12 protein-coding genes (1 of these 12 cut by a window edge) are annotated in these 10,573 nt (G+C 38.8%); all 12 read left to right on the top strand.

Features of this window, described 5'->3' with window-relative positions:
- The first annotated feature begins 63 nt into the window (after window positions 1-63).
- Window positions 64-1,152, top strand: coding sequence for a DUF3792 domain-containing protein (locus tag ACFINO_RS08005; protein ID WP_375655393.1), 1,089 nt, complete (start codon window positions 64-66; stop codon window positions 1,150-1,152).
- Between the two features lie 226 nt (window positions 1,153-1,378).
- Window positions 1,379-1,537: a hypothetical protein gene (locus ACFINO_RS08000; RefSeq protein ID WP_375618735.1), complete on the top strand. Its 159-nt coding sequence runs from the start codon at window positions 1,379-1,381 to the stop codon at window positions 1,535-1,537.
- 64 nt (window positions 1,538-1,601) lie between these two features.
- Window positions 1,602-2,792 (top strand): hypothetical protein, encoded by a 1,191-nt coding sequence (locus tag ACFINO_RS07995; RefSeq protein WP_375618736.1) that lies wholly within the window; start codon window positions 1,602-1,604, stop codon window positions 2,790-2,792.
- Window positions 2,789-3,979 carry an MFS transporter gene (locus tag ACFINO_RS07990; protein ID WP_375655392.1) on the top strand — a complete coding sequence of 397 codons (1,191 nt, stop codon included), beginning with the start codon at window positions 2,789-2,791 and terminating at the stop codon, window positions 3,977-3,979. The genes ACFINO_RS07995 and ACFINO_RS07990 overlap by 4 nt, the downstream gene beginning before the upstream one ends.
- Before the next feature lie 209 nt (window positions 3,980-4,188).
- Window positions 4,189-4,863 (top strand): hypothetical protein, encoded by a 675-nt coding sequence (locus ACFINO_RS07985; protein WP_375655391.1) that lies wholly within the window; start codon window positions 4,189-4,191, stop codon window positions 4,861-4,863.
- Window positions 4,864-4,873: 10 nt separating this feature from the next.
- Window positions 4,874-6,112 carry a DUF2087 domain-containing protein gene (locus ACFINO_RS07980; RefSeq protein ID WP_375655390.1) on the top strand — a complete coding sequence of 413 codons (1,239 nt, stop codon included), beginning with the start codon at window positions 4,874-4,876 and terminating at the stop codon, window positions 6,110-6,112.
- Window positions 6,113-6,563: 451 nt separating this feature from the next.
- Complete coding sequence (locus tag ACFINO_RS07975; RefSeq protein WP_375655389.1) at window positions 6,564-7,541, top strand: aminotransferase class I/II-fold pyridoxal phosphate-dependent enzyme; 978 nt, start codon at window positions 6,564-6,566, stop codon at window positions 7,539-7,541.
- 613 nt (window positions 7,542-8,154) lie between these two features.
- Window positions 8,155-8,382 carry a hypothetical protein gene (locus tag ACFINO_RS07970; RefSeq protein WP_375655388.1) on the top strand — a complete coding sequence of 76 codons (228 nt, stop codon included), beginning with the start codon at window positions 8,155-8,157 and terminating at the stop codon, window positions 8,380-8,382.
- 62 nt (window positions 8,383-8,444) lie between these two features.
- A complete protein-coding gene (locus ACFINO_RS07965; RefSeq protein ID WP_375618742.1) occupies window positions 8,445-8,627 on the top strand; it encodes a hypothetical protein in 183 nt (60 codons plus the stop codon).
- A gap of 120 nt (window positions 8,628-8,747) precedes the next feature.
- Complete coding sequence (locus ACFINO_RS07960) at window positions 8,748-9,902, top strand: MFS transporter (RefSeq protein ID WP_375655387.1); 1,155 nt, start codon at window positions 8,748-8,750, stop codon at window positions 9,900-9,902.
- A 9-nt stretch (window positions 9,903-9,911) separates the two neighbouring features.
- Complete coding sequence (locus tag ACFINO_RS07955; RefSeq protein WP_375633262.1) at window positions 9,912-10,076, top strand: hypothetical protein; 165 nt, start codon at window positions 9,912-9,914, stop codon at window positions 10,074-10,076.
- A 114-nt stretch (window positions 10,077-10,190) separates the two neighbouring features.
- Window positions 10,191-10,573: the 5' portion of a DUF2087 domain-containing protein gene (locus ACFINO_RS07950; RefSeq protein WP_375634985.1), read on the top strand. Its footprint extends 37 nt past the window's final position; the window shows 383 of its 420 coding nt (coding positions 1-383); it begins with the start codon at window positions 10,191-10,193; its stop codon lies beyond the right edge, outside the window.

Raw genomic sequence — 10,573 nt, 5'->3', positions numbered from 1 at the left:
TCCCTTTTGGAACATAATTAGCAAAAAGGCATTGTATCTCCAGCATATTCAAGGAGATAAAACATGGAAACTCGCATTCCTGAAAACACACCATTTGATACGAATTTTTTAGGAGAAACAACTCTAGAAGAAAAGTATTCATTCTTTCACACACCCATTTCATGGTCCGCAATCTTTGCGGGACTGGTGACGGCTCTTGCCACCTCAATCTGCCTCTCTTTTCTGGTCGCAGCTTTAGGCTTAAGCCAAATGGATTTCACTTCTTCATCCCCATTTGAAGGCTCTTTCCTCTCCTTTGGCGTGGGTTCCGTTATCGTTACACTGATTAGCTTAGCCTTGGGAGGCTTTGTAGCTGGACGTTTTGCTGAATCATCAGGGATTCTTCATGGCTTTCTCACTTGGGCTCTCATAACATTGCTGATGACCCTCCAAGCCATCCACGTGGTTTCTAGTACAGCAAAGATAGGAGCTAAAACGGCTTTAGAAAACAGCTCCATGGTCCAACAAACCGTAGAAAGCCTAAAAAACAATATTTCCCCTATACTTGCAAAATTAAACAGTGAAAGTCTTGAAAAGTTTTTTGCAAAAAATAGTGACAATGATATCAATTTTGACCAACTTGGTAGTGAATTGCACTCCCTTCTCAATAAAAGCGATATTCCTGCTCTCAATGCTAATCGCTTGAAACAAACCTATCAAGCTGCACTCAATGATATTGGTTCTGCGATAACAGCTTTTAAAAATGATCCGTCTCACTATCGCACCACTTTAAAAAATCTTGGTGAGCGCCTGTCTGATCGTGTAGAAGATCTCACAACAAAATTTGATCGAAGTGATATCATCAACGCGCTTATGAAGGATGGCATGACCCGTGCGGATGCACAAACAGCAGCCAACCATGCTGTTCAACTCTATCAAAGCGCAGAGGAAAAAACCGAAAAAGCTATCAAAGCCCTTGAAGAACAGGCAGAAACACTCTCAGACAATCTTGAGGATACGATCAAGGCAGCAAAAAACACTGCAACTAAAGCCACAAAAACAGCCTCCAATATGGGGTGGTGGGGCTTTTTAGGAAGTCTGGTAGGCGCCATTATTTCCAGTGTTTTTGGCTATTATGGTTATAGAAGCCGTAAGGACACTTTCATGCTTTAAAAACTTATAGCTCAAAAAGTATAAAACCAATAAAAAGCTGCACACATGGTGCAGCTTTTTTTGTAAATTCTTCTTAATTACTCTAAAATTCAGCCCTCTTATTTAAAATGCTCTTTGCAATCAACATGACATTTGACAAAAAATAAATCCATGCTAAGTGTAAGAAATTGGTAGTTTTTTTATATTTAAATTATCTGTATTTTATCAACTATAAGGGGGTAAATATATGAATATTTCACTTAATAAAGTAAAAAATGTTATTGAATTGGCTGCTGATGAAGTTGTGCCAACTGCAATGCTTACTAAGTATGCACAGCGTAACGATATTCAAATTTATCAAAGTGAGCTTGATGAGCTTAATATGAATGATTCGCTGGAAGTTTAATGATGTATTGTTGATGCAAATCTGCTTATCCATCCATCTTTAAAAATTAAGCTTATTTAAGTGCATGTTTCAGTTATTTTCAGAGGGCTTTTCTCAAAAAATTTGGGCTAAGCAAGCAGCTGAATTGTCAATTTCGTACATCCCTTTCAATGAAAGAGATGTTTTGAATGCTTTAAGACAATACGCTCTACATCCTCATAAACTCTTAGCTCTTAATCCTAAATCCGAAGTAGTAACAGTGGTTAATGGAGTGCGGAGTCCACGTCCTCTTTCAAACTTTCTTGTTTTAGATACGGATAGAACTATAGAAGAATATACTGCCCGCGTTGACCAATATGCCGAAGGACAAGAATGGGCGGTCATGTATTATGGATTATACGCTGCAACCCCTGTTCTATGGGATGTGGCAAAACAGTTTTCAGATCAATTAGCTCATTCTTTAGGTTTTAGGCCTGGTGGGCGCGTGGATATTGACTGCTTCATCGGCCGATATTCCTCCACCCATGTTGGGATACATGTGGATCACGCTCATAATTTTGGTTTTACTCTACAGGATGGCAAAACAATGTTTGCATGGCCCAGTACACGAGAAGACCTCCAAGGGCTAAAATATCCTGAATATGAAGCGCATAAATTAACAGCAATTGCGCTGCAAAACCGTACAGACCGTGTTGCCTACTTTCCCCATGATGCTTTCCACGTTGCTGAAACTGGAAAAAATATCGCGGCAAATATCAATATTGCTTTTTGGGAAACAGCACACGATGCACAACATCATAAAAATTATGTCACGCATTTACTCCATCTTGATGATCGAACGCGACATGATATCCGCGCATCAGGAAGAGCAAATTTAAACCCTGATAATGCTTTTCAACACTCTGCACTAAACTCCGCCATCGCAAATGGTACCTTAAAACGCCATATGCTGGTTTCTCAATTAATTTGTGATACAAGTTCACGTTTATGTGTCAAGCGCCCCCTTATTGACGTCTCTGAGATTGAAAATGAAATCACTCTTCGCGCATCTGCAACCCTCCAATGGGTGCCCTTACTAGAAACAAAAGAACTCCTCATCGCAGCAAATGGGCATTGCGCCAGTTTTGAGTATAGCTCTCATCTAGAACATTTCCTTTCTCAACTTTCATCAGGAAAAAAATTAGATCTAGCAAAATTAAATGATAAACCACATGACACAGCACAGAAGGAAATTTTAAAAGCTGTAAAAGCTTTAGCATGTTGGGGAGCATTGTGACAAAGAAAAAATCCATGATTTTTACCCAAATGGGACTTTTCCTTGTTTTGGGCTTTAGCAGCTTTGCCGATGAAACAGCACAAGTTACATTTGCTCTACACTTAGCAGAAAGCACAGCATCTATTTCAATGCTGCTGTTTGCAGGGCTTGTCGGGGCAATTTGTGCCGGACCAATTGCACCACGCCTCTTGCATCGCTTCCAACCAGCGCGAACAGTACCCATTGTTTTATTGTTTGAAGCACTCTTTATAGCCACAGCTGCAATCGCCAACCAATTTTTGGTTTATATTGCCCTTTCTTTTGCACTAGGGTGTGCTGGTTCACTCTTTTGGTCTGCTATCCTTGTTGCTGTACCTGACTTCGCAAAAAATGATCGGCAATTAGACCATATCAACCGCATTATCCAAACAGTCCGTAATCTTGGCTACATTGCAGGACCACTGTTAGGAGGTGTGCTATATGGTCTCTCAAACGGGCAAAAAGGGCTCTTTGCACTATCTATCATGGTTCTCTGTGCAACCTTTATCACTCTCTTCTGTTTTAAAAGTTTAAACATACATATGCCAACAACCACAACACAGCAAGCCAAAAAGGGACTAGATTTAAGAGGGCTCTTGCGTAAAAAAAATGTTGTCTATGCTCTTTCTCCCCTCATCATCACCATCATCCTCACCTCTGCTCTCAACGTCTTATCGATTGTCCGCATTCGTACCGATCTCAACTTAAGCGCTGAAACCTATGGGGTAATCACAAGCATGATAAGTCTAGGCCTCGTGGTTGGTCCACTCTGTTTCTCCAGCCTTTTTCATCGCTTTGGCAATGCCGCTGGTGCATCACTGGCTGCCACAACCATTGGCTTAGCAATTTTCTGCTTTTCTCTCACACACATTGTATGGTTAATGATGCTGTCATTTTTCATCCTTGGTGGTGCAAACGGCGTACAAAATGCTCTAATGGCAAGTTTTATGATGAAAGCCATTCAGAAAGAACACCGAAACAACCAAATGCCCGCCTATATCTTCATCATACAAACAGCGGTGTGCCTTGGCTTTCTAGGAGCTGGTTTTGTAAAAGTGCATCACACCCAATACACACTATTTATCATTGGCATTGCCACCATGATCGCAGGCCTATTAGGCTTTACGTTAAACCGCGCTATGCAAAAAAAGGAATGGGATAATGCCTAGCAAACTTTGCCATCTTTTCTCTCGAAAAAAACCATGCCCAAAAATGGCATAAAAATCATCACCTAATCAAATTATTGTATCTCCCATGCAACCCCATACCAAGCAATGTGATTTTGATAAACCATTCTCGTGTGGAGGAACAAACAACCCCAGCAAACAACCATTGCCAAAACTTGATATTTCAAAGCAGAAGAAAACAGTTTAACATCATGCAACAAGACCCTATAGGCTTAAACTTTTACAATAGAACAGGTGGTTATGTATGGCAACTGGCAGACTATATGCTACATGACTTGAATGAAAGCATCCACACACTTGAATTGCAAAAACCAACACCACCTATAGCCATCAATTCTTTCGCTGTCTACCCACGTGAACTCAATCCTTTATCACGCGTTCAATGGGCAAAGGACGTACAGATAACGAGAAACAAACCAGCACTCATTGGCAAACGGCAAATACAACCCATCACCATTGTTTCTACAAAAGGAGCGACATTTGGCGGATTCGACTTTCCCATATTTGAAGCACTTCGTGAAGGCTGCCTTGTCCAATCCTTAAAAGAAATCAAACTCAATGGTACTCTTCTTGCCTCTGGAAGTCTTTTGATATCACTGCTACGACACGGTCTCATCGAAACAGATCAAAAAGCCTTTTCAGAAAATGATGCAACAGCTCTTTTACGAGAGACAACATGTCGTATCATCGATTCTCCTCTTGGCACTCTTGCCATTAATCAACTTAATGGGCGCACAATCCGGCTTCATGAAAAAACAAAACATCTCTTGCAGAAAGCTGCCACACCAATGCATCTTCAATACCCGCTAGAGGCTTCAATAAAGTTTCTTGTAAAAGCAGGAATGCTACGATTGCTCACATTATAAGGATAAAAAGATGCAGCTGATAAGACCTGGCATGGGAACAGAAAATAGTGCTCAACTTATCCATACGCTTATTCAAATGGCAAGACCGCGCACAGTCATTGAAATCGGTGCTGGTGATAGTACGCGCTTTATCGCAAAAGCACTTCAAAAAGCGAAATTATCATGGCAACAAGATAAAAAGCTTTTAGAATCCGCCATTTGGGAAGAGCGCACAGCGTTGCTTGATCCTTCAGGAGTCCTTGAGAATTACGAACCACGGCTTATCACAATTGATGATTTTACAGTAGAAGGTCAATCAGCAGAAGAAGCATGGCAAGAACTTCTTAAAGATAGCATTAAAAAAGACACTGTAACATTTATCAATGAAAATTTTTTCTCTCTTGATGAAAGCACCCTCAAATCTTGGGCGCCAATAGATTTTGCTTGGATTGATGCAGGAACCCCCGCAGATGATGTACGATTTGTTCTAACCCTTTGGGAACATATCACACCTGGTGGTTATCTTTGTTTGCATGAACCAACAATGATAACAACAATTGCTCTCAATGGCGAACAACGGGTTCGACGTGTTAGAACCCCTATCTGGGAAGAACTCCTCTATCGGCTTGATGGCTCCTATGAGGCTTTAACACTCCCCGAAAACCACAAATATCGCCAAGGTGGTCTGGGAATTATTCGCAAACGCACCCCAGCCGAACAAATTGTACGCGCACAATCACTACAAGCAGAACTCATAGAAATCAATGAACTTCCCATTCGCAACGATCTTTTGCCCATGGGAAAAGAAACCCTTCACAAACGCAATACCCGCAATTCACTGATCTCTGCCATGACATCACCGACACTGCGCGCTGTTTATGCCACCATCATCCTTGGTGCAAAAAATCTTACTGATATCCTCAAACATGTCGATTCAGATGCCAAAAACATTCACAAATCCATCAATCGCCTTTTGAATCTTGGACTTATTCACAACACAACAGAAGGATTTCAAGCCGAAGAGACAGTGTGGAAAATGCTAGAAAATAAACATGAACGGAATAGGGAAAATTTAAGCGACCGCCATTTAGAAACAGAAGAGATGCTATCAAAAATTGGTGAAGCCTTTCAGAAGGAAAAAATCTATAGCGAAACGGAAGTTTCCAAGATATGCAACCTCTTTACGATAGACTTTGCCCGATTACGACGCACTCTTGTTGAGAGAGGTTTTTTACAACGCCATGGAGGCAAATATCAACGCATGCGCTAAAAGAGAATTGAAAAATGATTAGCGAACGCTATCGTTTTTCTTCTCTATTTCAAGAGAATGAATAACCTTCCACTAAAAAAATATAATTTCATTAAAAGGTTACAAAATCATTCATCCCATTCATATGTTAACAATCTATGGAGATGAGATTAGCGTGCTCTCTTCGCAAGAGATGCAATGGGGAGGAACAAGAGTGCGAGATGTCAATTAATTATTAAATAGGGTTAGAAACAGTCAAACCCATCAGGAGAAGATATAGGATCAAGGTCTCAATGATCTTACGATTGTTACGCGAACATCCGGGCGCGGTATTGTTGCTAAATCAGGAAAGACTTATATTGATTTTATGTCATGTTCGTATCTAGGGCTAGAACGTCATCCAGCGTTAAGTAATGCCATAAAGTCTTCCGTAGAGAGATTTGGTGTGCAATATGCAGCTGCGTGAACGCATGTGAAATGTATATTATTTGATGAGCTTGAGTTAAAGCTAAACACCATTTTTCTTGATTCCCACTCTGTCATATTTAATTCCGTAGGTGCAACCCATCTTGCAGTTATGCCCATATTAGGTTCAGGAGAACTTCCAGGATATCCTATAACAGCAAATGGTGTTGTATGGATTATCGATAAAGAAACGCACGCATCAGTGCAAATTTTACGTGGTATACTTGAACAATTTGGAAATTATATAAGAATCCCATTTAAAGATATTGCAACACTAGAGAAAAACCTACAGGAAAGTAAATTACAAAATAGAACGCCTGTTTTGATATCTGACTCTCTCGGTTCTATAGGAGGAGCAAATGACGTTAAAAAATTAACCAAATTAGCAAAACTCTACGGTGGATATTATTATGCGGATGATGCACATGGCACCTCAATCATAGGAAAAAACGGCTGTGGTTATACACTTCATTTATTAGAAAAATACGAAGAGAATCTTATTTTAATTTCTTCTTTGTCAAAAACGTTTGGCTCTCATGGTGGTTCATCATCATTTAGCAACAAAGAAGCTGCATCGTTTATTAAGAAATATGCGCTTAATTATATTTTTAGTGGTCCACCTTCTCTCCCAGGAATAGCAGCTTGCCTTGCTTCTGCAGATATTCATCTTTCACAAGAAATTAACCAACTTCAACGTGAACTGCATAAAAATATTTCTTATTTTGATCAAAGAGTCTCCAACATTGAGGTACAGGAACCGCTAAGTCCCATTAGATCTATCTTTATGGGTGCTGAAGACAAAGCGATAAGTGCCTCATATAATTTAAGAAAGCACGGTTTTTTGGTTACAGCGGCAATGTATCCAACAGTGGCTAAAAAGAAAAGCATTATTCGCGTAGCGATATCAGCAGCACACACTAAACATGACCTCGAAACATTTGCAGCAAATATGAATGAATTGACAGAGCTTTCCTCTGCTTACTGAGATCATAACAGCTTATAAAAATGCGTCCGCAATATTACAATTAAAGCCTATGGCTTTGAAACCAACACATAGAAAAGATTTCTTCTAAATCATGCAAACGCAACTAAAACCACAAGACCGTTTTAATCAGCTCATGGCTAAAATAATAAAGAAACGCACTCAACACCAATATCAATCGTTAGCGGCTTTATACATTCTCAAAGTCGATGAAATAATTAAAATATTTTCTCTCCATCAAATATCGTCATGAAAAGGATTTAGCAATGGAACTTTATTGGATTGTTGCGCAAGAAGAATATGCCAACGCATAAGATATAGAATATTCCTATTCAGAATATACAGAAGAGTTTAATAAAAGAGGCATCAAATTCCAGTTTTTAAAATTAGAAGACTGCCTTATCAAAGCAAATCATGCAGATGAATTTATTTTTTTATATCAAGGTATTCCACTGAATCAAGATCATTCTGCATATATTTTATCCAAAGCAGATCTAAACCACAAGCAAGAGCCATCAGTCTCACATTAAGAAATTATTTTAGGATAAGTGGTACACACCTTCTTAACGAATGCATTTATGGCATAGAAAATCTTGACTGGGATAAGATTGCGCAAATGGCATTAGCACGTAAGCTAGGAGCTCCAGTGCTTCCATTCACGATGTGTGGCTATCATAAACAAACAGTACCTACAATCACATCTTTTGTTTCATCAGAATATAAATCTTTCATTTTCAAACCCGTTAGCTCAGGAATGGGATTTGGTGTCATTAAATCAGATGGATTACAACATACAATGAGTATAGGAAATCTGATTTCAACTTCTTCTTCTGAATATTTTTAATGCCTTTTGTAAAGGATGCACAGGATGTAAGATTTTTCTTCATATCAGGAAAACTCTGTTTTGTGAAATTTCGCACACCTCAAGGAGACGGTTATATTGGAAATGTTGCACGCGGCGGAAAAAATACGATTCTTACTGAAGCAGCTTTTATAACCGCATATGGCAAGAAAAAATTCTATCCTGAAATGCTCGATATTTCTAAAAACATCGTAGAAAAAACAATATTCTTGCATTGGACTGGCTAGTGAATCAAGAAAGAGACTATTTCAACGAAATGTGCACAGCAGAAATAGGGCTGGCAAAACTTCCTCAAAAGATACAACAAAATGTCTTTGATCATTTAACAACACTTCTATGGAAATTCCATGGGCAAAAATAAAATTCCTTTTTTCATCTATAGCACAGTTTTTCTTTCTGAATTTTCCTTTTTCTTTGTACTCCCTCTGCTTGGAAACTCTTCTCTCATAACTGCTGCCAATGTTGCTTTTTATCTCGCTGGATCGGTAATCCTTGAAAGCATTCTCATGGTAACCACAACAGGTTTATTAGAAAGATTTTCGCGTAAACTCTTAATGGCTAGCGCCTTTATTTTAAGGAGTAGCGCTTTTGTGTGCATTATCCTATCGCTCACACCTTCTGCATGGTTGATCTTTTTTACCTTAATGGCTTTTTCGAAAGCAATTTCAAAGCCATTTTTGAGAGAAATTTTATCAGAACATCTCAATGAAAATGCTCTTAAACGCGCATTAACTCTCTATTCTTTTTTTCAAAATGCTGCTGTCGTTATCGCCCCTCTTGTTGCAACGAGTGCTATAAAATACAACGCATCAACCTTCTTAATGGTTTTTTTTGCACTCATTGGTTTGTATCTTTGTGTTCTATCCATTCAAATTGTTTATCATTACCCAAATAAAACATTATCTCTTGAAAAGAATAAAAAAACAAAAAAAGCTCTTCTTTCTTCTTTAAAAACAATAATACATAATCGTTCTATTGCTTATTTGCTGGTCACGGCTTTGCTTTGTGCATTCCTCATGGGAATTTTCATCACCACCACAACACTTCTCAGTAAATTTGACAGCAATCTCGCCCCTTATAGTGGAATTTTCTTTTCAATTGTTGGCATCAGTATTTGTATCTGGCAAGGAATAATCAATAAACATCTCAGCCTTTCTGATAAATCAACTTTCTACCTATTATGGCTTATGGGAAGTTTCTCCTCATTTTTCCTCATGGGTGGGGTCTTTACCGCTGTGACTGCATTAATTGCCTACAGTGTCTATGAATCTGTCATGATTCCAGAGATATACTATCAAGCAGGGAAAACAACCTCATCTCTCTCTGCCAGTGTTCTTTTTAGTTATATTCTTGTTATTTCAAATATTGGCCAAGCTGCCGGCTCATGGACAAGTGGATGGATCATCAGCCATTTCAACAATCACATCGCTTTCACCTTTTGCATGATTGTTGGTGCCTCCGCCTTTGCTTCTTGCATGTGCCTCATGCAAACTAAAAAATAAGCAGCTTCCATGTCACATATAATTTTTGCAACCGGTGGCACAACAAGAGTGCCTAAAACACTTCGCCATAAATGGCTCAATTATGATTTTGTAACACACTCTGCGGCAAAAAAGCTCAAAACGGTCTTTAAAGATTGCTCTGTAAACTCCGTTGCAAATTGTCTCATAGCTTAAAGGATTATGGGGTAGACAAGCGTAAGGTAGCTACATTCTGCACGAATAATATTCTATTGATATCCATGTGCAATACAGCCAAATCATTTTTCTTATAATTCGCTCATTTCTGCCATGACCTCACCGACACTACGCGCTGTCTATACTGTTATTATACTTGGTGCTAAAATTCTTTCTGATATCCTCAAACTTGTCAATTCAGAGACCAAAAACATTCACAAATCTATTAATCGCCTTTTAAACCTTAGTCTTATTCAAAACACAACAAAGGGATTTCAAGCAATCGATAAATTATGGCAAGCGCTAGAAGATAAAAATGTACGAAATATGGAAAATTTTAGCGATCGCCATTTAGAAACAGAAGATATACTTACAAAAATTGCAGAAGCATTTCAAATAGGAAAAAACTATCGCGAAACAGAAACATCAAAAATATGTAGCCTTTTTACTTTAGATTTTGCGAGATTAAGACGAACCTTGGTGGAAAATGGATTTTT

The organism is Bartonella sp. AA83SXKL, assembly GCF_042196965.1.
Taxonomy (GTDB): Bacteria; Pseudomonadota; Alphaproteobacteria; order Rhizobiales; family Rhizobiaceae; genus Bartonella.
The sequence above is the reverse complement of the archived record's forward strand: the minus strand, read 5'-3'. Positions and strand labels throughout refer to the sequence as shown.